Annotated in this window: 23 protein-coding genes and 1 tRNA gene; 14 read left to right on the forward strand and 10 right to left on the reverse strand. The window is 66.0% G+C overall.

Annotation, left to right across the window (positions count from 1 at the left end; all coding sequences use genetic code 11):
* Positions 1-87 precede the first annotated feature (87 nt).
* The 5 genes from IG65_RS0115120 to IG65_RS0115140 all read left to right on the forward strand — a co-directional run bounded on the left by IG65_RS0115120 (position 88) and on the right by IG65_RS0115140 (position 5,994).
* A complete protein-coding gene (locus IG65_RS0115120) occupies positions 88-1,605 on the forward strand; it encodes an MFS transporter (protein ID WP_030515554.1) in 1,518 nt (505 codons plus the stop codon).
* Between the two features lie 96 nt (positions 1,606-1,701).
* Positions 1,702-1,998 (forward strand): hypothetical protein, encoded by a 297-nt coding sequence (locus tag IG65_RS0115125; protein WP_156055631.1) that lies wholly within the window; start codon positions 1,702-1,704, stop codon positions 1,996-1,998.
* A 662-nt stretch (positions 1,999-2,660) separates the two neighbouring features.
* On the forward strand, positions 2,661-3,062 hold the full coding sequence (locus tag IG65_RS0115130) for a DUF190 domain-containing protein (protein WP_081879496.1): 402 nt from the start codon (positions 2,661-2,663) through the stop codon (positions 3,060-3,062).
* Between the two features lie 47 nt (positions 3,063-3,109).
* Positions 3,110-4,765 carry a phosphoglucomutase (alpha-D-glucose-1,6-bisphosphate-dependent) gene (gene pgm / locus IG65_RS0115135; protein ID WP_030515557.1) on the forward strand — a complete coding sequence of 552 codons (1,656 nt, stop codon included), beginning with the start codon at positions 3,110-3,112 and terminating at the stop codon, positions 4,763-4,765.
* A 14-nt stretch (positions 4,766-4,779) separates the two neighbouring features.
* Positions 4,780-5,994: an MFS transporter gene (locus tag IG65_RS0115140; protein ID WP_197039845.1), complete on the forward strand. Its 1,215-nt coding sequence runs from the start codon at positions 4,780-4,782 to the stop codon at positions 5,992-5,994.
* 461 nt (positions 5,995-6,455) lie between these two features.
* On the opposite strand, the gene IG65_RS0115150 is transcribed toward IG65_RS0115140, so the two are convergent.
* On the reverse strand, positions 6,456-7,481 hold the full coding sequence (locus tag IG65_RS0115150; RefSeq protein WP_051756181.1) for a dihydrodipicolinate reductase: 1,026 nt from the start codon (positions 7,479-7,481) through the stop codon (positions 6,456-6,458).
* Between the two features lie 80 nt (positions 7,482-7,561).
* Positions 7,562-8,389, reverse strand: coding sequence for an SDR family oxidoreductase (locus IG65_RS0115155; protein WP_231509216.1), 828 nt, complete (start codon positions 8,387-8,389; stop codon positions 7,562-7,564).
* 94 nt (positions 8,390-8,483) lie between these two features.
* On the opposite strand from IG65_RS0115155, the gene IG65_RS0115160 reads away from it, so the two are divergent.
* Together IG65_RS0115160 and IG65_RS0115165 are read left to right on the forward strand one after the other, a co-directional pair.
* Positions 8,484-9,080 (forward strand): TetR/AcrR family transcriptional regulator, encoded by a 597-nt coding sequence (locus IG65_RS0115160; protein ID WP_036524562.1) that lies wholly within the window; start codon positions 8,484-8,486, stop codon positions 9,078-9,080.
* Positions 9,081-9,155: 75 nt separating this feature from the next.
* Positions 9,156-9,893, forward strand: a complete 738-nt coding sequence (locus tag IG65_RS0115165) for a thioredoxin domain-containing protein (RefSeq protein ID WP_030515562.1) — start codon at positions 9,156-9,158, stop codon at positions 9,891-9,893.
* An 88-nt stretch (positions 9,894-9,981) separates the two neighbouring features.
* On the opposite strand, the gene IG65_RS0115170 is transcribed toward IG65_RS0115165, so the two are convergent.
* Both IG65_RS0115170 and IG65_RS0115175 read right to left on the reverse strand, forming a co-directional pair.
* Complete coding sequence (locus IG65_RS0115170; protein ID WP_030515563.1) at positions 9,982-10,167, reverse strand: hypothetical protein; 186 nt, start codon at positions 10,165-10,167, stop codon at positions 9,982-9,984.
* A gap of 108 nt (positions 10,168-10,275) precedes the next feature.
* A complete protein-coding gene (locus IG65_RS0115175; RefSeq protein WP_081879497.1) occupies positions 10,276-11,709 on the reverse strand; it encodes a DUF222 domain-containing protein in 1,434 nt (477 codons plus the stop codon).
* A gap of 125 nt (positions 11,710-11,834) precedes the next feature.
* Between IG65_RS0115175 and IG65_RS0115180 the strand changes: the two genes are divergently transcribed.
* Positions 11,835-11,910: transfer RNA gene (locus tag IG65_RS0115180), tRNA-Ala, on the forward strand.
* A gap of 61 nt (positions 11,911-11,971) precedes the next feature.
* Here IG65_RS0115180 and IG65_RS0115185 read toward each other — a convergent pair.
* From IG65_RS0115185 to IG65_RS0115205, 5 genes are read right to left on the reverse strand one after another with little or no spacing between them, the layout of a single operon-like run.
* A complete protein-coding gene (locus IG65_RS0115185; protein ID WP_030515565.1) occupies positions 11,972-13,225 on the reverse strand; it encodes a site-specific integrase in 1,254 nt (417 codons plus the stop codon).
* Positions 13,225-13,410 carry an excisionase family DNA-binding protein gene (locus IG65_RS36900; protein WP_081879498.1) on the reverse strand — a complete coding sequence of 62 codons (186 nt, stop codon included), beginning with the start codon at positions 13,408-13,410 and terminating at the stop codon, positions 13,225-13,227. Before IG65_RS36900 ends, IG65_RS0115185 begins: the two co-directional genes overlap by 1 nt.
* Positions 13,411-13,422: 12 nt before the next feature.
* Complete coding sequence (locus IG65_RS0115195) at positions 13,423-15,162, reverse strand: helitron helicase-like domain-containing protein (RefSeq protein ID WP_231509217.1); 1,740 nt, start codon at positions 15,160-15,162, stop codon at positions 13,423-13,425.
* On the reverse strand, positions 15,162-15,419 hold the full coding sequence (locus IG65_RS0115200) for a hypothetical protein (RefSeq protein ID WP_030515567.1): 258 nt from the start codon (positions 15,417-15,419) through the stop codon (positions 15,162-15,164). The genes IG65_RS0115195 and IG65_RS0115200 overlap by 1 nt, the downstream gene beginning before the upstream one ends.
* A complete protein-coding gene (locus IG65_RS0115205; protein WP_030515568.1) occupies positions 15,416-15,724 on the reverse strand; it encodes a hypothetical protein in 309 nt (102 codons plus the stop codon). The genes IG65_RS0115200 and IG65_RS0115205 overlap by 4 nt, the downstream gene beginning before the upstream one ends.
* 108 nt (positions 15,725-15,832) lie before the next feature.
* On the opposite strand from IG65_RS0115205, the gene IG65_RS0115210 reads away from it, so the two are divergent.
* From IG65_RS0115210 to IG65_RS0115225, 4 genes are all read left to right on the forward strand, one after another.
* Positions 15,833-16,150 carry a GntR family transcriptional regulator gene (locus tag IG65_RS0115210; RefSeq protein ID WP_030515569.1) on the forward strand — a complete coding sequence of 106 codons (318 nt, stop codon included), beginning with the start codon at positions 15,833-15,835 and terminating at the stop codon, positions 16,148-16,150.
* Positions 16,151-16,308: 158 nt separating this feature from the next.
* Positions 16,309-17,052: a DUF5919 domain-containing protein gene (locus IG65_RS35920; RefSeq protein WP_051756078.1), complete on the forward strand. Its 744-nt coding sequence runs from the start codon at positions 16,309-16,311 to the stop codon at positions 17,050-17,052.
* A 4-nt stretch (positions 17,053-17,056) separates the two neighbouring features.
* Positions 17,057-17,848 (forward strand): inositol monophosphatase family protein, encoded by a 792-nt coding sequence (locus tag IG65_RS0115220; protein WP_051756188.1) that lies wholly within the window; start codon positions 17,057-17,059, stop codon positions 17,846-17,848.
* A 554-nt stretch (positions 17,849-18,402) separates the two neighbouring features.
* Positions 18,403-18,612, forward strand: a complete 210-nt coding sequence (locus IG65_RS0115225) for a hypothetical protein (RefSeq protein WP_156055632.1) — start codon at positions 18,403-18,405, stop codon at positions 18,610-18,612.
* Between the two features lie 243 nt (positions 18,613-18,855).
* On the opposite strand, the gene IG65_RS0115230 is transcribed toward IG65_RS0115225, so the two are convergent.
* Positions 18,856-19,422: a hypothetical protein gene (locus IG65_RS0115230; protein ID WP_156055633.1), complete on the reverse strand. Its 567-nt coding sequence runs from the start codon at positions 19,420-19,422 to the stop codon at positions 18,856-18,858.
* Between the two features lie 1,432 nt (positions 19,423-20,854).
* Here IG65_RS0115230 and IG65_RS0115240 point away from each other — a divergent pair.
* Both IG65_RS0115240 and IG65_RS0115245 read left to right on the forward strand, forming a co-directional pair.
* A complete protein-coding gene (locus tag IG65_RS0115240; protein ID WP_030515575.1) occupies positions 20,855-21,286 on the forward strand; it encodes a hypothetical protein in 432 nt (143 codons plus the stop codon).
* Positions 21,279-22,463, forward strand: a complete 1,185-nt coding sequence (locus IG65_RS0115245; RefSeq protein WP_030515576.1) for a cytochrome P450 — start codon at positions 21,279-21,281, stop codon at positions 22,461-22,463. The genes IG65_RS0115240 and IG65_RS0115245 overlap by 8 nt, the downstream gene beginning before the upstream one ends.
* The last annotated feature ends 421 nt before the right edge of the window (positions 22,464-22,884 follow it).

Genomic DNA, 22,884 nt, shown 5'->3' on the forward strand with positions numbered 1-22,884 from the left:
TCTCCGTTATCGTGATAGCTTTCCATGTAAGCGGAGATGACTCCTCCACTTCAACTCCATCACAACCGTCGTCGGACAAGGGGACCCATGACTTCCGCGATCGATCTCGAAAAGAGCCGGTCGGACCTGCCGTCGAGGCAGTCCTCCGGCTCCGCGGGCCGCCGTGGCTCGCACGCAATGCGCTGGTGGGTGCTCGCCGTACTCGGCGTCGCCCAGCTGATGGTCGTGCTGGACGCGACCGTGGTGAATATCGCACTTCCCGAGGCGCAGTTGGACCTCGGCTTCTCCAATGCCGACCGCCAGTGGGTGGTCACCGGTTATGCCCTCGCCTTCGGCAGCCTGCTGCTGCTGGGTGGCCGGCTGAGCGACCTGTTCGGCAGGCGTACGACCTTCATCATCGGATTGGTCGGCTTCGCGGTCGCCTCCGCGGTCGGTGGCGCGGCCAACGGATTCGAAATGCTCGTCGTGGCTCGCGTCGCCCAGGGCGTGTTCGGCGCACTGCTCGCGCCCGCCGCGCTGTCGCTGCTGACGGTGACCTTCACCGAACCGTCGGAGCGGGCCAAGGCCTTCGGCATCTTCGGCGCCGTCGCCGGTACCGGTGGCGCGCTCGGCCTGCTGCTCGGTGGCGCGCTCACCGAATGGGCCTCGTGGCGCTGGGTGATGTACGTCAACCTGATCTTCGCCGCCGTCGCGCTGGTCGGCGCCGTGCTGCTGCTGGCCAAGCACACCGCCGAGCACCGGCCCAAGCTCGACATCCCGGGCACGGTCACGGTCAGTGCCGCCCTGTTCGGCATCGTCTACGGCTTCTCGCACGCGGAATCGCACGGCTGGTCCAACGGGCTCACCCTGGCCTTCCTCATCGGCGGCACGGTGCTGCTGGGTGTGTTCGCGTGGCTCCAGACCCGGGTCGAGCATCCGCTGCTGCCGCTGCGGATCCTGCTCGACCGCACCCGGGCCGGTTCCTACATGACGGTCTTCGTCATGGGTATCGGGATGTTCGCGATCTTCCTGTTCCTGACCTACTACATGCAGCTGACGCTGAAGTACTCGCCGATCATGACCGGCGTCGCGTTCCTGCCGATGATCGCGGCGATGATCGCCTCCTCGACCACCGTGCCCTCGCTGCTGCTGCCCAAGATCGGACCGAAGATCACCGTGGCCGCCGGCTTCCTGGTCGCGGCCGCCGGGATGGCGTGGCTGACCCGCATCGGACTGGACACCGGCTACGCCTCGCACATCCTCCCGGCGCTGATTCTGCTGGGCCTGGGTCTCGGTGGCGCCATGTCGACCGCCTTCCAGGGCTCGACCGCCGGTGTGCACCACGAGGATGCCGGTGTGGCATCGGCGATGGTGAACACCAGCCAGCAGGTCGGTGGTTCGATCGGTACCGCGTTGCTGAGCACCATCGCGTCCTCGGCGGCGGCGAACTACCTGTCGGGCCGCCAGCCCAGCCAGCTCGCGGTCGCCGAATCGCTGATCAAGAGCTACACCACCAGCTTCTGGTGGGCGACAGCGATTTTCGTGGTCGGCGCGGTCCTCGCGGCGGTGCTGATGCCCAGCACCGCACCGGCCCCGGCCGAGGGCGAGCCGGTGCTGGCGCACTGAGTTCGGCACCTGCGGCCGCGTAGGACGCTGCGGGACAATCGAATAGGGACGGTGCCCCGGACTCGTGGAGTCCGGGGCATTGTCATGTATCGGTCGATGCCGATGCCGATGCCGATGCCGATGCCGATGCCGATGCCGGTGGTGGTGGTGCGGGTGCCGGTGGTGGTGCGGGTGGCAGCGCGGGGCGCGGGCGAGGCGTCAGGTGCGAACCCCGTGAACGGTTCGCCGAACGCGAAGCCGACAGCGGCACGGAATACCGCGATGTCGTGGTTTTCGCGTGGTTCGTATCCGCCGCCGCCGCGCTGCTCGCCCCGGCCGCCGGTGGTGGTGGGCGCGACCGAAGTGGGCCGGGCCGGCGGCGCGTCGACGAGCCGCACCGCCCTCGTGGCCTGAGTTCCAGGTTCGGCCGGCGGCGATACGAGGGACGCGCCCGAACGTCGTTCGGCGGCTGCCGTCGTGGACGGGACCGCGATGCGCCGGCGTCCATCCGGGCAGGGACCGGTGCGAATTCGGTTGTTACTCTCCGTGGCGCCGCGAGCAAACCGATGGCTAGCGACAGGGCGGTGCTGGTGAAGCGGTTCGGGGTGGGTGGCATCGAGCCCTGTGCGGCCCGCAGGCCGGCGGGCAGGAGCCGAACAGGGCAGGGCGAATCCGTCGCCCGGACCGCGGCCGGTCGGGGCCGCACAGCCGGTGCGGCGAGCCCGCGCGACCCGGATGCGGGCCGCGGCTCGGTCGCTGACAGTTAGCATGGCTCCACACATTCTGTCGGGCAGGGAGGTGCACCAGGTGGGTTCGCGGACCGGCGCCACGGTGATGGACACGCCGGAGGGGGCGAGCGTCCTGCGCACGAGTTTTTGCTCGTCGCAAGCGAATCCGTTAGTCTGGACAGCTCTCTGTGGCATATGCGACCGCTGCTCCGCCCGATCGGACGACGTTCTAGACTGCACGGATCGGGTGTGGCGGGTCCGCCGCTCGGATGGACGGGCGGACGGTGGTGACAGCGCGCGGCGCGGCAGAACGGACAACTGGTACGGCACGACGACAGGGGGTTGGCGATGAGTGAAGCACCGGACGAGTCCGCGATGCAGATCGTCACCGAAGCCGATGCGTGGCAGCCGGATCCACGCTGGCGGTCCGCGGCCCGCTTGACGGTGCTGCTGGGTGAGGACGACCACTACAAGCATCGGCCCCGCTATCACGAGATCGTGCGGCGGGCTCGCGACAGCGGCCTGGCCGGGGCCAGTGTCTGGCGCGGTATGGAGGGCTACGGTGTCTCCTCGCGCATCCACACCACCCGCATGCTGGATCTCGCCGAGAACCTGCCCGTGATGGTGATGATCATCGACGATTCGCAGCTGCTGCGCGATTTCGTGGTGGCCAACGCCGAACTCTTCGAATCCGGGACCGTGACCCTGTCCGCGGTCCAGGTGTGGCAGTCGGGCGGGGTGTCGCCGTGATTGTGATGACGAGCCGGGCGCAGGTGCCGAGGAAGGGAGGCCCGAGCATGGCCCACGATCGAGCCGGCCGACCGGCGCGGGCCGGCGATCTCGAGGATCTGCCGCATCTGGTGACGGCGTACTACAGCCGCATCCCCGATCCTGCCGAACCCGCGCAGCAGGTGGCATTCGGTACCTCCGGACACCGCGGTTCGAGTCTCGATTGTGCGTTCAACGAGGCGCATATCCTCGCCATCACACAGGCGATCGTCGAGTATCGCGCCACCCGCGGCATCACCGGCCCGGTATATCTGGCTCGCGACACCCACGCGCTCTCGGAACCGGCGTGGACCACCGCGCTGGAGGTGCTGGCCGCCAACGACGTGACCGCCGTGATCGACAGCCGCGGGCGCTACACGCCCACTCCGGCGCTCAGTCACGCTGTGCTGCGCCACAATCGGGGCGGCACCCGCCATCAGGCCGACGGCATCGTGGTCACGCCCTCGCACAATCCGCCCCGCGACGGCGGTTTCAAATACAACCCGCCGCACGGCGGCCCGGCCGACACCGTCGCGACCGACGCCATCGCCGACCGCGCCAACGAACTGCTCCGCGGCGGGCTGGCCGGGATCAAACGCACCACGCTGCAGCACGCGCTGGCCACCGGTGTGCAGCGCTACGACTACCTCGATCAGTACATCGCCGATCTGCCGAACGTGTTGAATCTGGACGCCGTGCGCGGCGCCGGTATCCGGCTGGGCGCGGATCCGATGGGCGGGGCGAGCGTCGACTACTGGGAGGAGATCGGTCAGCGCTACGACCTCGAACTCGAGGTGGTCAATCCGTTCGTCGACCCGACCTGGCGGTTCATGACCCTCGACAGCGACGGGAAGATCCGGATGGATCCGTCCTCGCGCTATGCGATGGCCTCGCTGGTGGCGATCCGCGACGACTACGACATCTCCACCGGCAACGACGCCGACGCCGACCGGCACGGCATCGTGACACCCGATGCGGGATTGATGAATCCGAACCACTTCCTGGCGGTGGCGATCGAATATCTGGTCGCGAACCGGATGGGGTGGGACGCGCTGACCAAGATCGGCAAGACCGCGGTGACCTCCTCGATGATCGATCGGGTGGTGGGCGTGCTGGGCCGGCAGACCCACGAGGTTCCGGTCGGCTTCAAGTGGTTCGTCCCCGGATTGTTCAGTGGTTCCCTGGCTTTCGGTGGCGAGGAGAGCGCCGGAGCCTCGTTCCTGCGCCACGACGGCACGGTGTGGACCACGGACAAGGACGGCATCCTGCTGGCACTGCTGGCCGCCGAGATCACCGCGGTCACCGGCCAGAGTCCGTCGGCGCGCTACGCCGAACTCGAAAAGCGTTACGGCACACCGGCTTACGCGCGCATCGATGCCGTCGTGAATGCCGAGCAGAAGCGGCGGCTGGCCGCGCTGACGCCGGACGACATCGCCACCACCGAAATCGCGGGGGAATCGGTGCTGTCGGTGCAGACCCGCGCCCGGGGCAACGGCGCGGCGCTGGGCGGGGTGAAGGTGACCACCGAGAACGCGTGGTTCGCGGCTCGCCCGTCGGGCACCGAGGACAAGTACAAGATCTACGCCGAATCCTTCGAGGGCCCCGAACACCTGGCTCAGGTGCAGGCGGCGGCGGAGGAAGTGGTCGGACGGGCACTCGGCATCGAGGAGCCCGCGGTCGACTGATTCGCGGAAATGTGGTGAGCGATAGTTACGGTGCCGGTTCCCGGCTGCCCGCCGAGACCTGGGTGCTGATCGGCGCGGCATTCATCATCGCCCTCGGATTCGGGCTGGTCGCACCGGCATTGCCGCAGTTCGCGCGCAGCTTCGGCGTCGGCGTCGCGGCCGCCTCGGCGATCGTGAGCAGTTTCGCGCTGATGCGCCTGCTGTTCGCGCCGGTGAGCGGGCGGCTGGTCCAGCGATTCGGTGAGCGCGCGCTGTATCTGACGGGTCTGCTGATCGTGGCCCTGTCCACCGGCGCGTGCGCGCTGGCGCAGACCTATTGGCAGCTGATCGTGCTGCGTTCGCTGGGTGGAATCGGATCCACCATGTTCACGGTGTCCTCGCTGGGGCTGGTCATCCGGTTGTCGCCGCCCGGCGAACGCGGGCGGGTCTCGGGGTTGTGGTCCACCAGTTTCCTGATCGGCTCGCTGGCCGGTCCGCTGCTCGGCGGTGCGCTGAGCGGGCTGGGATTGCGCGCCCCGTTCGCGATCTACGCGGTAGCCCTGCTGGCGGCGAGTGCGGTGGTGTTCTGGAAGCTGCGCGGATCGCAGCTGGCCGAACCGGTGGGCGCGGAGCCGATGCCGGTGGTGAGTTTCGGCCGCGCACTGGCGGATCCGGTGTACCGCGCGGTGCTGTGGTCCAATTTCGCCAACGGCGCGGCGGTGTTCGGCGTGCGGATGGCGCTGGTTCCGCTGCTGGTGGTGGAGGTGCTCGGCGAATCGCCGGGAGTCGCCGGGGTGGCGTTGACGGTTTTCGCCGCGGGAAACGCCGCGGTGCTGTTCGCCTCCGGCCGGATGTCGGATCGGTGGGGGCGCCGACCCTTCCTGATCGCCGGCACCCTCGTGTGCGCGACGGGCACGATCGCGCTGGGGCTCGCGCCGAATCTGGTGTGGCTGCTGGGGGCCTCGTTCGTGGCCGGTCTGGGCTCGGGAATGTACACACCCGCGCAGCAGGCCGCCGTCGCCGATGTGATCGGCCCGCGGGCGCGCGGCGGCCCGGTGCTGGCCGGATTTCAGATGGCCGCCGATCTGGGCACCGTGGTGGGACCGATCGCTATCGGGTGGCTGGCACAGCGGGCATCGTTCGGATTCGCGCTCGCGGTGACCGGTGCGCTGCTGGTGGTGGCCGCGGCCGGATGGACGGTGGTGCGAGAGCCGCTGCGGCGGCATCCGGTCACCGCGGCCGTCGACTGATTTCCGTCACTCGGCCGCGCGGTCCTATCTCCGACGATGCGCACGGGCAGCCGATCGTGGTGTCGGGCACTGTCGCGGTGCCCGCGGGAGCGCCGCCGAAGGACGGCTGGCCGGTGCTCAGCTGGGCGCACGGCACCACCGGTTACGCCGACACCTGTGCCCCTTCCGCCGACACCGCGGACGGCCCGGACCACGATTACCTGGGGCCGGTGAACCGGGTCCTCGACACCTGGATCGCCAAGGGCCTTCGCCGGCGCCTTGCTGGTCGCGGCCCCGGTGGCCGTCGCCTCGGTGGTCCAGTACTTCACCACCGTCAACGAGCCGTTCGTCCCGAAGGGCCAGCCGACGAAGTGAGAATTGTGTTGTATCGGCGCCGAACTCGCACCGGCGGCCACGCGGCCTCCGGCGTGAATTCGGCTCTTCTCTGTGAAAAGCGCTGAGGAAGAACGTCTTTCGTTAGATCAGCGGATCGTGCCGAAGCCCGGAACGAGGGGCAGGTCGAGCGGCGTCACCCATCCGGGTGGCAGGGCGTTGACCGCGGGGACGGCATTCAGGGCCCGCATTCCGGTGGCGAGACATCCCGCCACGGCGGGCGTGCGCCCGGATCCGTCGGTGAACCGGAAGGACGTCTCCTGAGAAATGGACGGCGAGCCGATGATGTCGACCCGATACACATCGTCCTTCGTACCGGCGGGCCAGTCGGGAGCCGCGTCGGTGCCGATACGGTTGACGTGTTCGAGGGTGATGACCTCGCGGCCGTGGTAGACGCCGTTGATGGTGAACCGGATGGCGGCGACGTTGCCGGCCGCGACGACGCCCTTCGCGGACGGGCGATCCACGGGCGTCACCCATTTCTCCCAGGTGGTGGTGACGGCGTCGAGTTCGATGCCCACGGCGGTCGCGATCATCGGCACGGTGGCGCCCCAGGCCATGATCAGCAGATCGGGGATCTCCAGCATGGCCTGGAATTCCGGCGGCCGCCCGATGCCCATCTCGACCTCGTAATCGCCTTCGTAGGCGGTGTAGTCGAGCAGCTCCGAGGCGCGTACCGACTCCACCTCGCCACACAGGCCCAGCAGAGTCATCGGGAACAGGTCGTTGGCGAAGCCGGGATCGATACCGGTGGTGAAGCAGGACGCGCCCCCCGCCGCGCAGGCCTCGGTGATCGGATCGCGCCAGGCGGCGGGGGTCTGCGCCATATCCGGCCACACCCACGGCGTCATCGCGGTGGAGCACACGTCGATTCCCGCCCGCAGGAACGATCCGATGACCCGGATGTTCTCGTCGGCGAACTGTGCGGTCGGCCCGTAATGCACCACCGCATCCGGGCGCAGCGCGATCAGTTCCTCCACCGAATCCGTGGCGCGGATACCGGTTTCACCACCCCCGCACAGCAGTCCGGCGTCGCGCCCGACCTTGTCCGGGTTGCTGACGCCGACGCCCACGAGTTCGAAGAGCGGATGGCGGATGATCTCGGCGAGCACCATGGAGCCCACCACACCGGTACCCCAGAGGACGATTCGCTTCTTCGCGTCGGTCACCGGAACTCCTTGCAGCCGTGAGTATTTCAGTTGTGGTATTCGCCGCAGTCGACGGTGAGAATCTGGCCCGTCACGGCGGAGGCGAGGTCGGTGGCCAGGAACAGGGCGGCGCGGGCCACCTCTTCGGGGGAGGCGAGGCGTTTGAGGTCGGTCGGCTCGGCCTTGCGCCGGTAGATCTCCTCGTGGGTGACGCCGTCCTGGGCGGCGAGCCAGTCGAAGTAGGCCTTGTTCACGTCCTCGTAGATGTAGGAGGGCGCGACACTGTTGACCCGGATGCCGCGTGGGCCCAATTCGGTCGCCAGCGACGAGGCCAAATGAGCGAGTGTGCCTTTCGATAGCTTGTAGCCGGCGTAGATCGGCTCGGAATCGAAGCTCACACAGGAATTGAGCATGATGATCGAGCCGCGTGTCGCGGCCAGCGCATCGGCGAACAGCGTCGAAAGCCGCAGTGGCGCGAAGACATTGGTCTCGTTCGCGGTCCGCAAGGCGTCCAGTTCGATGCCGGTGATCGGTTCCATCGGCGGGATCGCGAAGGCGTTGTTGATCAGGCAGTCCACCCGGCCGAATTCGGCGAGGGCGCGGTCCACCAGCGCGCGCCGCTGCTCCTCGTCGGTGATGTCGGTAGGCACCACCAGTGCCTTGCGGCCGTGGGACCGCACCACCTCGGCCATCTTTTCCAGCCGGCGTTCGGTGCGGCTGACCAGCACCAGATCCGCGCCCATCCGGGCGGCCTCGGCGCCCAGCGCGCGGCCCAGGCCCGGGCCGACACCCGACAGCACGACGACCTTGCCCTCGAGCAGGGGGAGTGGCCGGTAGGTATCCGCGGTGGCGATCGGCTGGCCGGTAGTGGACACGACTTCTCCTCGGATTCAGCAGTTACAGAATGTAACGACTCAGATGTGACAGACTGTAACGACTGATGCTCGCGCTGACAAGGACGGTTGTGTCGTGAACGCTCGCCATCGACTCGGTCCGCATCGCGATCCGGAGGTGGATCGAGCGGTCCTCGAGGCCGCCCGCGAGCTGCTGGTGGAACGCGGCTATGCCGCCGTCTCGATCGATGCGATCGCCACCCGGGCCGGGGTGAGCCGGCCCGCCATCTACCGGCGCTGGCCGTCGAAGGCGCATCTGATCGCGCGAGCGGTCTTTCCGGATGTGGGCGGCGAGGACGAGGCGAGCGATCTGATCGAGGAGATCCGCACGGTTATCCGGGGCACGATTCACCTCTTCGGGGCCCGGCCCGCGCGCGAGGCGATGCCCGGGTTGATGACCGAGATGCGAGCGGATTCCGGTCTGTACCAGAAACTTTCGGCACGACTGGACACGCCGACCCGGCGCGAACTCGCGCGGTATCTCGATTCCGGGGCCGTGCGCGGCGGAATCGACTCCGACACGGTGCTGGACATGATCGCCGGTGCCGCACTGTTCGCCATGTGTATCCGGGATATCGACGATACGGAGGGTTTCGCCCGGTCGCTCGAGAACCTGGTCCTCTACGGGCTGGTCGGCGTGCCCGCGGGCGAGGCGGAGGAACCGCGGGCGTAGGCGGGTGAAATCCGGTCGCCGGGAAATCGGACGGCCGGATTCCGGCGACGGACCGGTTTTGGCAGAGTGGACGCCGTGAATTCCTCGGATTCGAAATACACCCCGCGACCGATGTCGAACCGCGCCACCTACGCACTGGGTGCGGTGGCTCTGGTCGTGGTCGCGGTGATCGTGGTGCTCGTCGTGCGCTGGAACAGCGACCATGGTCTGACGGTGCAGGAGGACGGTTACGGCGCCGCGCACGATCCGGCGGTCCAGGCACTACTGGATTCCGACGGCGCGATCGTGCTCGGTAAGACCTCGGCCGCGAAGACCATCGATATGTTCGAGGATCCGATGTGCCCGTCCTGCGGGGCGCTCGAGCATTACTACGGACAGCAGATCGCCAAAGCGATCGACCAGGGAAAGCTCGCGGTGCGCTATCGGTTCGTGAACTTCCTGGATCCCAAGTCCAGCAGTAAGGACTATTCGACCCGCGCGGTGGCCGCGAGCGAGTGTGTGGCCGATGCCGGTGACGGACCGGTGTTTTCGAAGTTCCACATGGCGCTGTTCACCACGAAGCAGCCCAGTGAGGACGGCGGCAATCTGACCAACGATGAATTGGCCGCGATCGCCAAGGATTCCGGTGCGTCGGCGGAGGTGCAGTCCTGTATCGCCAAGGGCGACCGGGTGGATTCCGCGCGCAACCACGCCCAGTCGTCGCTGGCGGCATTGAAGGATGCGGTCGGTCAGGTGCAGACACCCACCGTGCTCGACGGCGGCAAGAATGTCGATGTGGAAAATTCGGATTGGGTCACCAAGCTCGTGAGCTGATCGCAGTCGCGCGGCGATGTCGCGCTGGTCGAGGTCCCGGCCCGGACGGTATCCCCAACCGCCCGGGCCGGAGTCGTAGAGCCGGCGTTCAACAGATTTCGTCGTCGCCGAGCAGCACCTCGTAGATGCGATTGCGGGCGTCCGCGATCGCGTTCACGGTGTCACGCAATTGTCCCGCCATGGCGGCATATCCGGCGCCCGCGGCCGTCCGGTCGAGTTCGGATTCCAGCCGGAGCCGCAACTTCTCGAGCGCGGCGATCCGTTCCCGTTCCACACCGGCGTCAATAACGGTCGGCGCGGGTGGACGATCCTGGCAAGTCATGGTGTTCGCGGTGTCCTCCGATCACTGGGTGGGCAGTAGTAGTAGTGGAACGAAAGTTGTTCAGCGGTGGTAACTTTCACCGGACAGGAGACAGTCCTCCGGAGTGCCCTCCGCGAGTCGTCGATGCACCAGAGCGTGCTCTCCGATCGGGTAGCCCGGGTCGAGCGTCGAAACCGGCGCTGCCGCAACGGATGTGGTGACCGGACCCGGACCGACGACGGGCGTTTCGGAATCCCGGTGCGGAAACAGATAACGGCCTATCTCGTCGACCGTGGTGTGCACATCCCCGGTCGGGCTCGTCCACCGCAGCCGATCCGCGTCGAGCCGCCGCACCTCCCAGCGAGTCTTGTGCTGCACGGTGAGCAGCGCCAAGCGGGAATGATGGGGACATAACGTGAACCGTCCGGGGGCGCCACGCCGATGTCTCGAGCCGTGGACTGTATCGCCGGACCGATCCACATCGCTAGTGCCTGTGCTCCCCTCCGGCACGGGCACATCGGTTGCCACCGCGGGCATTACGCAGCCCGGGAATGCGCACAGTCCGTCGATTCGGAGGGTGGATTCGGCGATGGTGACCGATTCACCCCGTTCTACGATCCGCCGCGCAAGTTCCGCGTCGATCGGCCCGTAGCCCGCCAGATAGGCGGGCTCCTCGCTCTCCCCGCCCAGGGCTTCCGCGCTGACACCGACCTGGATCAGCGGGCGGCGAGTCCGGGCTCGCCCGGACCTGCGTCGGGAATCCGATGCGGATCGCTCGGAACCTGTTGCGGTGCAGCGCTTTCCTCGTCCGCAGGCGCAGTCGAGTCGCTCCGCGCCCTCGGCGAGGGCGACGAGTGCGTCGGCGCGGCGTTGCGGCATGGTGCGCGGGTCCTCGGGGCAGACCTCGTATGCCATGTCCCGCAGTCGCATCGCGACCGTTTGGGCCCCGTCCGCGGGCAGGAGCCCCGCCACGACCGCCGCGCCGTCCTGGACCGCGGTCAGGCGGATATCGCGGCAGTCCTCGCGCTGTTCCCGCCGGCGCTGCTCACCGGGGCCGTCCAGCCGGCTCAACCAGCGACGTGCGGTCTGCCGCAGCCGGGCCGGTGTGGTTCGTGCCGCGGCCTCGACCAGCGGAACTTCCACATCGGCGAGTAGATCGCTGGACAGTCCGCGGACGTTGTCGACGATCACCTGCACCCGCGACAGATCGATGCGGCCCGATCCGAACGCATCCCGGGTATGCGGCAAGGTGTCCAGCGCCAGCCCGATATCGATCAGCGCGGCAGCGACCTGCTCGGATATCTGTACCGCCATCGAGACCTCCGCGGCGGCGAACTCTCCCGCCCGCACCCCGCCCGGTCCGGGCGCGGCGTTGCCGGCGCGATGCCGCCGATACAACTCGCGCACCGCCCGCACCTCCGCCGCCTGTGCGAATGCCGCCGCCCCATGTGCCCGTCGCAGCGCATCGACCAGCCCCTCGTCGCTCATCGCCTGAAGCTCTCTGCCATCGAACATGTGTTCGAGTCTATCGTTCGAACGTGTGTTCCACCACCCCTGTATGCAGGCGATTTGGTACGCCGAGTCCAGGTGGTGTAACTTCTTTCAAGCACGCGGGGAACACCTCCGAGGTGCGAAAACCTGGGGCTATGGCGCAGCTGGTAGCGCACCACACTGGCAGTGTGGGGGTCAGGGGTTCGAGTCCCCTTAGCTCCACCAGGTAGAAGGCCCGGCATTTGCTGGGCCTTTTGTCCGTTCTGACGACACTTCTGACGACAACTCATACCGCGTTGCCGTCTTCGGGCTGTTCGAACAGCGATCCCATCGAATCCAGTGCATCGCGCTTCACCGACTCGATCACCTCCAGATAGATCCCGGTCGTGACCGTGATCGAGGAGTGCCGCAGGATCCGCTGCACGGTCGCCGCCTCCACTCCCTGCGTGAACAACAGGGTCGCGCAGGAATGGCGGAGGTCATGCACCCGGATTTGCGGAACTCCCGCCTTGGCGCACAGGTTGTGGAACATCCGGTTGGCGTTCCGCGGTTCGATCGGCCGGCCGAGCTTGGTCGTGAACACCAAACCGTTCTCCTGCCAGGCGCTACCGGCCGCGAATCGCTCCTCCATCTGGGCCTTGCGATGCGTCCGCAGGATCGCCACGAGCGGCCGGGGCAGGGGGAGTGGCGCGTTCGATGCCTCTGTCTTGACGTCCTCCAGGCGGAGTTCGCCGTCTACCCGGTGCAGCGATTTGCGGATGGTCAGCCGTCCGGCGGTCAGGTCGATATCGTCCCACCGCAGGCCCAGTGCTTCGCCGCGTCGAAGGCCCATCGCCAGGGCAACCGCCCACAGTGCCCGGAGGCGATGCTGTTCACTGGCCCGCAGGAACGCCTGAGCCTCAGCGCGAGAGAACGCGCGCACCTTGAAGTCCCCGGAGCTCCGGAGCTCCACAGACCGGGCCACGTTCCGGCTGATCAATTCGTCCTCGACGGCATCCTGTAGCGCCGCCCGCAGCACCCGCAGAACGTGACGAACCGAGCTGAGCGACAGCACGTTCCCGCAGCACTCGGCCGGAGACTTCGCGCAGCACCGAGGCTTCGCGCGGTTGGCATCCTTCCCTTGGGCGCAGCACTGGCACTTGGTGCGCAACGTCTTCAGGAACGTGCGCACGTGCCGAGTGTCGAGAGCCTTCAGCTTGTGACGGCCCAGGCCCGGGATGATGTGCAGCCGCACGTCACCTTCGTAGGTCGCGTAGGTGGTGCGCCTGATCTTCGGTTCGGCTATCTCGCGCAACCAGTAATCCATGTATTGCCGAACTGTCATCGTCGTGACGTCGACCGGGATTCCCTTGCGCTGCAACTCTTTCAGTCGTGTGCGTTCGGCGTCCGCTTCCTCCCAGGTGCGGCCGTAGACGCTGATCCGCTTGCGCCGACCGTCCGGGGTATCCACGAACAGCTTCAGCTCGACGCGGCCGTCCTTGCGGTGGCTGATCGTGCCGGAGCCGTTCGGATTCCGTTTGCGCGGCTTCTTCTCGGCCATCACGCTGCCGCCGCACTGTCGATCAGACCGGCCACGTAGTCCTCGAACGATGCCCGCACGATGCGCCGACACCGCCCCACCGTCACCGATTGCACCTGGCCGTCCCACAGCAGTCGGTAGACCATCCACTTGGACACGCACAGGACGTCCGCCGCTTCCTGCACCGTCATGAATCGAGCACTCATCTCCGAATCCCCCTATGCCGCCGTGTCGTTGGTCGAACCCTGCTGTGGCACTTGGCTTTCCGCCTCCGCCGCCATGCGTTCTGAATGCGCGATTTGAGCGCGGAGGTATTCGGCCTGGCGTGAGGTCTTCTGCGCGATCATGGACATGATCAGATGCTCACGTGGTGGGACGTTCGGATCACCCGGTTCCACGGGCCGGATGATCATCCGGTCAAGCTGAGGCTTGGAAATACCAGCCTCAGCGAGCCGTTGCCGAACGAACTCCACCCGATCCGCCTTGTGGTCGGCCAGGTCCTTGCCGGTCCATTTGCGCGACACCAGGACTCGGCGTCCGCGCATACCGAGAGTGTCACGACGATGGGCTTTGCCCTTGCACACGCCGGGGACCGTCTTCGCGGTGGCGCCCTTCGGGATCACGCCGTAGCGGAACCACAGCCCGCACGAGGGCGAGCACGGAGTGATCGCCAGTTCGGCGTGTAGGCGGTCGTAGTGGTCGGCCACACGCTGAGACTGGGCCTCGATCACGTCCCCGATGGACTTGGTCAGGTACTTGGTCAGATATCCGATGTGGCGTCCGGCCTCCTCCGTGCCGCCGAGGATGCCCTTGACGTCGATCTGGGCACCGAACCGGACCACATGCGCGGGTTCGAGGTCATCGACGCAGTCCATGACGTCCAGCGCCTCATCCCACGTAGGCACCGGCACCCGCTGACCGGTCTCCGGGTCCACCCGATCCGGGTCGACGAATCGGCCGGCGGAGTAGTCCCAGAACGGCAACCGATCGGTGTAGACCGGTTCGTCGAAGTGCGGCCACCACACCTGGTGATACGTCGCGGCCACCAGTTGCCGGATTACCTCTCTCGAATCGGAACCGCGGACCGCGATGTGGATGTGCGGGGCTCCCCGCTTCTGCGGCTCCACCGTCGCGAAGTACTGCACATCCCGACCGGTCACGCGCCGGTAGTTCTGGACGAACCGATCGAACAACGCCGCGAAGTGCAGCGCATCTCGTGCGGCCTGCCGGTAGTCGTAGTTGTCGGGGTCGATCGGTGCACCCGCGTCCGGATGACCCGGGCCGTACACCTTGCCGTAGGAGGGCAGGGTGAGGGTGATGAACATCGAGGGCCGGTACTTGCCCGCGTACTGCCGCCCGATCGTGGTCTTTTGGACCTTCTTCCGGGGCAGGTCCGGGGCAGCCTGCCGCCGCCTGGTCGACCGCTTCCGCGTCTCCTTCTCCGGTTCCGGGTCCAGGCCGGGCAGCTTCCCGCGAATGCCCGACTCCCGGAGCTCCGCGTCGATCTCTTCGAACACCTCGCGCAGCGCGTCCATCGTCTCTGTCGCGTCGCACTCCTTCGCGGCGGCGTAGTCGTCGATCAGCCGCCCGCGTTCGATGAGCAGTTCTGTTTGCCGTTGGGTCGGTGGATTCTTCTCGATCACAGGTTCCTCCTCGATGTGCCAGCCTTCGCGGGCCTGCTGGATACGAAGCGCCCGTGCCTTGGCCGCACAGGCCGGGCACACGCACTCCAACGTCGATTTGCACGGCGCGCCAACGTATTTCGGTTCCCCGGTGGCCTGGTCGAAACCGATCATCGGCAGAGGACGACGGCACACGTCGAACTTCTCCGCCGACGCCTGGGCCAGTTCCACCAGATTCAGCCGCGCACGCCGATCCGCTGCCGTCTCACGGGGCGTAGCCCCATCACCATCGGTGACAGGGCTTTCCGGCGTCGTCTCCAACGCAGAAGCGGTCATCAGTAGCACATCCCTCCCGACGCGGCGTACCGGGCAGCCGCAGCGTGGTAATCCCATGCCGGAGCCGAACGCAGCGGGCGAGGTGCCAGACCGGCAGCCTCCCGCAATTCGTCCGGAGCGTCTTCGCCCATCAGACGAGCCTTCGTCGCGGCCTCCTGCTCGGACATCCGACGCCACTTCGCCGGATCGCCGACCACCACGAACACCGGTTCGTCGGCCGTCTCCATCGAGTCATCCAGCGGGGCAAGGGTGTTCACGCCGCCACCTCCGCCGTGTCCAGGGCCACCACGCGCACACCGCGAAGCAGCAGCAACGCCGCATCCACAATGTGCTGAGGCGGCTTCATGACGCTTTCCCAAACGTCGATGGCTCGCCAGTCCACGCGCGCCTCGAACGGATTCGGTTCTCCGAGTACCTCGTTCAACCGATCGGCGAACTGCTGGCGGCCCAAGCCCATCGAGTGGCGGGCGCGGATCAAGATTTCCCGTTGCGGCGACATCCAGGAATCCGGCATGACCATGTCGCCGCCAATGCCATTCGCCGCTTGTTTCAGAGCCTGCATTGTGACCTCCCCTTGAATCTGTGCTATACCGTAATAGTACACCCTAGTACGGCTACTGTCTACCCCTACCTATGGCGGCATAGATCGGCAGCGTTTATCGTGAAAGGTATGACTTCCTCATCTCCGAAGCCGCCATACCAGCAGGTCGCCGACGATATTCGGGCCAAGATCAAGTCAGGCGAACTGAAACCCAAGGAGCAGATCCCCTCCAACCGCACGCTCGCCGAGCAGTACGGGGTTGCCCCAATGACTGCGAGCAAGGCCATTCGTGCCCTCTGTGATGAAGGGTGGACCATCTCTGTCCCGTCGCTGGGTGTCTTCGTGAGCGAGACGGTGCCGGCGGAAGGTGATACCTCCAGCCTGGCGCGCCAGATAGCCGACCTTGACAAGCGGCTTCGTGCCGTTGAGGCGAAGCTTGCCGATTGATGGACCATGCGGAGCTCCTGTCCCCGGTTCGGGAATCGGTTCGTGTGCAATCAGATTCGCCGATACGGGTGGGACATCATCACCGCGTGGCAGGACTCTCCAGGACGTCTTTAGACGTCCCCAGTTGTCCCTATCTGGTCCGGAAGTGAGTTGAGCTGATGCCAAACGAACGCCTCCGAGAGGCATTGCTGCGTAGCGGGCTCACCCCGCACTCGGTCGCCGCGGAGATAAAGGTCGACGCGAAGACCGTCGAGCGGTGGATCACCAAGGGGCGGATGCCGTATCCCAAGCACCGCTTCGCCATCGCGGCTCTTGTGAACGAGCCGGAATCCTTCCTCTGGCCGGAGGCTGCTCCACGCCGTCAGTTTGCTGACGTGGAGGCTGTGTTTCCGACCAGGGCGGAATTCGTAGAAGCAATGCCACCGCGAGAGATATTCAAAAATGCCACCTCGATCGATATGGCCGGTCTTTCGTTGAATCTGCTGTGCCAGCAGTATTCCGACCGCGAAATAGAAAAGTTGCTGAAATCGCGCTGCTTATTTCGCTGCCTCTTCCTCGATCCGGCGGGAAACTATATTCGCGAACGGGAGAAGGAAGAGGGTCATAATCCCGGACTCCTGAGCAATCTCACTGAAATCAATATCAGCTCAATGACCAGGCTGCGAGCGCGAGTCGGCGCAGATGCTTCCGAATTCATGCTCATCCGCACATATGACCAGCCGATTCGATTCAACATCACCGTGGTCAACAAGACGGAATGTATTGCGCAACCGTATCTCCCCACGGCGAGAGGGGTTGAATCGCCTACATTCGTCTCGCGGCGAACGGATCAGCCGGGTATATTCGATACGTTCAGTCAGGTATTCGAGTCGCTCTGGGCGAATGGGAAAGAGGTCTCTTGAAATGATCCAGCCTGCGTCCGAACTTCTCGAAACAGCACGTCAGGCGGCGGAGCTTGGTGCCGATATTCTGGACACCGGCTCATCGGGACGAGTTCGAGCAAAAGGTGATCGCGACTATGTCACCGATCTTGATGTCAGAATTCAGTCCGAAGTACAGAAATACCTACAGCGCGAAACTCCCGAGGTGAACTTTCTGGGAGAGGAGTCATCGGAGAATCGGAGCTTCTCCGCAGGTTCGGCGTTTTGGGTACTCGATCCTATCGACGGCACATCCAACTTCATTCATGGCGTCCCCTTATCGGCGGTTTCGCTTGCGCTCGTGCAAGAAGGTGAGCCAACAGTCGGTGTAATTATCGCCCCGTTCCTGAATCTCGAATATCACGCAGTGCGCGGTCTCGGTTCCTTCAGAAATGGTGAATCCGTCAGCGCCAGCAGCACTCCAAATCTTCGACAGGCAATCGTTTCCATTGGCGATTACGCCGTGGGGGAGAACGCGGCAGAAAAGAACCGGCACCGACTGTCGCTGACGGCTGCGTTGGCTTCCAATGTCGAGCGAATCCGCATGTTCGGCTCAGCTGCGCTAGACCTTGCGTGGGTTGCTGACGGTCGCACCGACGCATGCGTCATCATGTCGAACAAGCCTTGGGACGTGGCCGCAGGCGTTCTCCTCGCGCGCGAAAGCGGCGCAGTGGTCTCGGATTCCGCCGGCAACCGTCACACGCTCTCGTCGGCGGACACGATCGCGGTCGGCCCCAGGATCGAGACCGACCTCCTTGGCCTCCTCCAGGCGGCCTGAGAGCACTCGTCTACCGGTTTCCGGAGAGCTCCATCCGCGCAACCCCATCCGAACTGGCTGGCTGTGTCTGTGCGCAGGCTGATTGGACACGTGCAAGCAGGTCGTACAGTGCGGGCCTGGCCTCGCCGCGCCGTCACTGTCAGGCGGTTGTTGCCGAATTTGGCTATATAGGATCAAGGGCGGCGCTTCGCGCCGCCGAGCGGCGCCGCCACGCGGCGCCGCGCAACCGCCCGCCTACGCAAGCTGCGGCAAGCGGGCGCGTCGGGCGCGTCGGCGCCGCTCTGGCGACGTGGTAGAACGCCACCCGTTCCTATCTGGCCGCTTCTGGCATCGACTGAGCAGTGTGGGCGCGACGTCTGCCGTACCCGACATGGCCTCCCGCAGCCCGAGGCCGAATCCGCCGGCACCCAGCCCAGTCGACCGGCTGTGGTCACCTCGAAGAATTCGTCGGAACCGAGCAGGCATCGTCCGTCACCTCCGCAGAGGCGGTGGTCGGGGGTGCGTCCGGTGGCCCCGACCCAGCGAATCTCGCGTCGGAGGTCTTTCCGCCGATCGTGTTGCCCGCCAGTGTCCTTCCCGGCCGCGCTGTCCTGGCTTATCCGAGGACTATCACGAACCAGCCGCGGATCAAGGGCGGCGACTACGACGAGGCCACCTACCTCACCCCCGACCACCACCTCTGCTCCGAGTGCTACGACCGCTACCCGATCGGTTCCGACGAATTCTTCGAGGCGCTCGACTGGTCCGAGCGGACGCTGGGCTGAGCGACCCGGGGGCTTCGGCCCCCACCAGCTTCCGGCCGCCCGCCGATGACCGTCGGGCAGTGAGTCGCCAACGACGCCGACTCCCGGCCGGTAGCCCCGGACACTGGCTATCCGGGGAACCACCGGTCACCCGGTGCGGACAACGTCCTTCCGTCCGCATCGGGTCACCGCCACGGGTTTATGTTCAGACGCTGCCGAATTCGCCTTATATCTATAGATAAGGGACGTCTCGACGTGTTGCTCCTATTCCGACCAAAAGCGCTGTCGGGTGACTGAGGTCAGCGTCCGCGAATGTTCGAACACTACCGTTCCCGCCGCCCGAAGATCGTCTGCCCACTGCTCACTTTGGTTGTCCAGGTCGTCGACGGAGCCCATCGCGTCTCCTACGCTCGCGAACGCGGTCTCCATGTCATCCAAGCATTTGAGGATCTGAGCGTCACCGATGATCAGCTGCGCCGCGGCAACGACAACCGGCCACCCAATGATGTCGGCGATCATCTCATCGGCCGCGCGTACGACATTCTCGTTGCTCTCGTCCCACGGATGCTGCTGTACCCAGGATGCGATGCTATGGCTGTTAAAACTCATCCGGTTCGCAAAAGCGAGTACTTCCGCGATGGCCTGGCGCTGATCCTGGTAGTGCCGGTCGCGACGTTCGCGCTCGAACCTAGAAGCTTGATGGGCCAGGTCCTTCTCGAATCGAACATTGGTATAACGCTGGGTAATCCACGCTGCCGTCAGGGTCCCCGCAACACCCACAACGCCGACGACGCTGGTCGCCAGCATGCCCCATCCCGGTGTGTAGTACATCGATCGAGGATTCCACATGGTCGGTCCTGTGGACCATCGGATGTGCGCGTCCTTCGGCCGCGTGGCCCTGATTGTGGTCGGCCTGCAGGATGTTCCCGCGCCCCTCCAGCCTCAAGGGCGCTACGCGTCAGCTTCGCTGATGGGCATCCGCCCACCCTTGACCCTGGAGCCTCTACGCGAGAAGGGCAGGCCATGACGGGCAGGCGGAGCCAGCCCACCCAGGTACGCATCCCGACCACAATCAGGGCCATCCGTGGTCAGGACATGCCGAATCGGCGGGGGAGAGCTACACCCCGCCGACGACAGTTTTGACGACAATGACGACGACAGTCGACCATCACGAGCACCGGCACCACATGCCGATATCCAAATCGCTTGTCCTGGTCAGAGTCTCGGCCCGCTCCTGGCAGTGTGGGGGTCAGGGGTTCGAGTCCCCTTAGCTCCACAGAAAATGCAGGTCAGGACCGGTAATTCGTCGGTCCTGGCCTGTTTTGTTCGGCCCAACCCCGCGGAAACCCCACGTTTCCGGTCCGGTAACTGTTTCGGGCCAGGTACGGGTGAACGCCGCCATCTATTCGTCGGACTTGGGCGGGGCGGCGAGAGTGCTCAGGACACCTTCGTACCTTGCGTGTGCAGCTAGCCAGACGTACGGCGGCGATCCATCCGCGTCCGCAAGTTCCTGAGCTTTGCGGACGAGTATTCAAGCACCGGGTTGTCGCTGTCCGGGAACGGGTAAGGAAAAGCATCTTCGGGACCGGTAATGCTGTCGGCTCTGTAGTCGCGATACCCGTTCGCGATGATTCGCGTCGACTGCCTGTCTCCGGTACGACAGGTGCGGATTAGGTGTGCTGTCGTTCCTCGGCCTCGTTCCGTCGATGCGCGCGTTTGCTCAAACCTGCCTCGGGGTGGATCGGGCTTGGGCTGTCGGTCTCGGGATGCGCTCCGTTCACAGCTACTGGGTGCACTGGGTTCGGGGCTGATCTTCAGGTTCAACCCTGCCTTCCGTTCAGTTGTCCGGACCAAGATGAGCGAGGCCAGACGATAACAATGATTCTTCGTGTGCCGACCAGGTTGAGAGCCAATGCGATCGCGACTGGTTTGCGGTGGGTGGATCCTCTGGTCTCGTGTCGCTGTCCGGCCCGGTGCTCAGGTCGCGTGGATGGTGGTTTTCGTTCCGTTGCGGTCGGCCGGCGCAGACCGGAACCAGCGTCGTTCATCGCCTCGTACCCGGACTCGCGCAGGAGATCCGGCCAGCGGTCAGCGACTCGTGCTCGCGATCGGGCGTCATGCGAGGCCGCCGGATGCTGCGTTCGGGTGCCGGGCGCCACCGATGACACACAAAAATCGGTCAGTATTGACGGAATGCTCAAAACTTCTTGACTGACTGTGCCTTCGTGAGTGACGATATCGTCAGTAACGCGAAAGGGGGTCGATGACCGACAGCGACGAAATCACACCGCTGCGCCGCTCGGCACTGATACGACGCCGCCGGTTCGGTCTCGGCGCGGCCGGTCGGCTGGTGCCCAACGAGCGGCTGGACGACGGCCGCCGCGTCGATGACGTTCTCGCCGGCCGCTACGCCATTCTCACCACGACGGCACCCACCTCGGGTGACCGCCCGGCGGCAGACGGTCGCGGCGGTGCGGTGGAAACCGTGCGGCTCGGCGCCGACCTCTATCGATGGCTGCGACAAGGTGGCGCCACCGCCGCGCTGATCCGCCCCGACGGCACCGTGCAACAGACCGGCCGGGATCCGGCACCGCTGTCCGCGGCATTGCCCCGGACGCACATCCTCGTTTCGCCCGCTGCTCCATGCACCCCCGCCGTTGGCACCATCAACCCGACGAGGACCCGTGATGCGTAATCCAGCCCACGTCCCGGTCTACCGCCCCGACATCTATTCGCGCCGAGGTATTCTCGATCCCTATCCGCATTATGCCCGTATGCGCGATCTGGGCCCGGTGGTCTGGCTGGCCCGGCAGCGCGCCTATGCGTTGCCTCGGTACGCCGAATGCAAAGCGACTCTGCTCGACACCGAGACCTTCGTTTCCGGCGCCGGCGTCGCTCTGAATTCGGTGGCCAACAGGCTCGGCGAAGGCACCACCCTCGGCAGCGACGGCGAGGGCCACAGCCGCCGTCGCGCGCTGCTCGCCAAGCGGCTGATGCCGCGGGCGCTGCGCACGATGCGCGAGGACGTCGACCGGCAGGCGGTCGAGGCCGTTGAGAAGGCGGTTGCGCAGGAACATATAGACGGCGCCGAGCTGGCGGCCGTGCTCCCGATGTCGGTGGTGCCGGATCTGATCGGCTGGCCCCAGCACGGCCGGGAACACCTACTACGTTGGGCGGGAGCAACATTCGACTCACTCGGCCCGCTCAACCGGCAGTCCCTGCGCACCGCGCCGTCCGCGATCGGAATGATGCGCTTCACACGTCGGCTCGCCCGCGACCGCGACCTGATGCCGGGCAGCGTCGGCGAGGACGTGCTGCACGCCACCGACGACGGCACGCTCTCGCACGCCGAATGCGCCGCCCTGCTGGTCGACTTCCTGGCCCCCTCGCTGGACACCACGATCAGCGCCATCGCCAGCGCCCTCTACCTGTTCGCGCGTCATCCCGAGCAGTGGCAGCTGCTGCGGGACGAGCCCGCCCGCATCCCGAATGCGGTGAACGAGGTCGTGCGCTTTGAATCGCCACTACGTGCCTTCTCCCGCAAGGCAATTCATGATGCCGACATCGCCGGATCCACCATCCCGGCGGGCTCCCGAGTGGTGGTGATCTACTCTTCGGCCAACCGAGACCCGCGGGCGTGGCACGCCCCGGACACCTTCGACATCCGCCGGGACGCGACGCCCCAACTCGGCTTCGGTCACGGCCGCCACGGTTGCGTGGGACAAGGCCTCGCGCGGCTGGAAACGCAGGCCATGCTCGCCGCGCTGGTCGAGCGGGTCGCCCGCATCGACATCACCGGTGCGCCGGAATGGGCTCGGAACAACGTCATCCATCGCTTCGAACAGCTACCGCTGCGGCTCGTTCCCGCCTGATCGAGGAGATGATGTGGCCGCTCGCGTGTCAGATATCCGATGTGCCACTAGGTATTTCGAGGTCGGACAACCCGCGCGGCGAGCGCGGGGAGCGTTCTGGCAACTTGTGCGCGTTTCCGGCCTGCCTGCGGCTTCTTACCGCCGTTGCTACACCTGATGATCCAATGGTCGTCAGGAGGTAGGTCGACGAACCGACAAAGCAGTCGGGGGGAGGAGGGGCACCGCATCAGCCGAGCCCTGCCAACTGCCGGCGAATAGCGCGGAGACTCAGAACCATGGCGAATACGCCACGTCACCACCGCGCATTCGGAGATTCCGCCACGGATTCTGTGACTCCACAGTCAGGAGGTGGCAAAAGCGACGTCAGCGGCGAACTCGTTGTCGAGCACGCCTTTACAGAAGGCTCTCCACCCGATCTCGT

The organism is Nocardia sp. NRRL WC-3656, assembly GCF_000720265.1.
GTDB classification, from domain to species: Bacteria; Actinomycetota; Actinomycetes; order Mycobacteriales; family Mycobacteriaceae; genus Nocardia; species Nocardia nova.

Excerpts from the sequence above, each read along its gene's own strand:
- IG65_RS0115245 (WP_030515576.1), top strand. The coding sequence starts at position 21,279 with ATGCGTAATCCAGCCCACGTCCCGGTCTACCGCCCCGACATCTATTCG.
- IG65_RS0115240 (WP_030515575.1), top strand. The coding sequence starts at position 20,855 with ATGACCGACAGCGACGAAATCACACCGCTGCGCCGCTCGGCACTGATA.
- IG65_RS36900 (WP_081879498.1), bottom strand. The coding sequence starts at position 13,410 with ATGAGTGCTCGATTCATGACGGTGCAGGAAGCGGCGGACGTCCTGTGC.
- IG65_RS0115150 (WP_051756181.1), bottom strand. The coding sequence starts at position 7,481 with ATGGTGCTCGCCGAGATCATCCGCCATCCGCTCTTCGAACTCGTGGGC.
- IG65_RS35920 (WP_051756078.1), top strand. The coding sequence starts at position 16,309 with ATGCCAAACGAACGCCTCCGAGAGGCATTGCTGCGTAGCGGGCTCACC.
- IG65_RS0115185 (WP_030515565.1), bottom strand. The coding sequence starts at position 13,225 with ATGGCCGAGAAGAAGCCGCGCAAACGGAATCCGAACGGCTCCGGCACG.
- IG65_RS0115210 (WP_030515569.1), top strand. The coding sequence starts at position 15,833 with ATGACTTCCTCATCTCCGAAGCCGCCATACCAGCAGGTCGCCGACGAT.
- IG65_RS0115125 (WP_156055631.1), top strand. The coding sequence starts at position 1,702 with ATGCCGATGCCGATGCCGATGCCGATGCCGATGCCGATGCCGGTGGTG.
- IG65_RS0115230 (WP_156055633.1), bottom strand. The coding sequence starts at position 19,422 with ATGTACTACACACCGGGATGGGGCATGCTGGCGACCAGCGTCGTCGGC.
- IG65_RS0115120 (WP_030515554.1), top strand. The coding sequence starts at position 88 with ATGACTTCCGCGATCGATCTCGAAAAGAGCCGGTCGGACCTGCCGTCG.
- IG65_RS0115205 (WP_030515568.1), bottom strand. The coding sequence starts at position 15,724 with ATGCAGGCTCTGAAACAAGCGGCGAATGGCATTGGCGGCGACATGGTC.
- IG65_RS0115195 (WP_231509217.1), bottom strand. The coding sequence starts at position 15,162 with ATGACCGCTTCTGCGTTGGAGACGACGCCGGAAAGCCCTGTCACCGAT.
- pgm (WP_030515557.1), top strand. The coding sequence starts at position 3,110 with ATGGCCCACGATCGAGCCGGCCGACCGGCGCGGGCCGGCGATCTCGAG.
- IG65_RS0115130 (WP_081879496.1), top strand. The coding sequence starts at position 2,661 with ATGAGTGAAGCACCGGACGAGTCCGCGATGCAGATCGTCACCGAAGCC.
- IG65_RS0115175 (WP_081879497.1), bottom strand. The coding sequence starts at position 11,709 with ATGTTCGATGGCAGAGAGCTTCAGGCGATGAGCGACGAGGGGCTGGTC.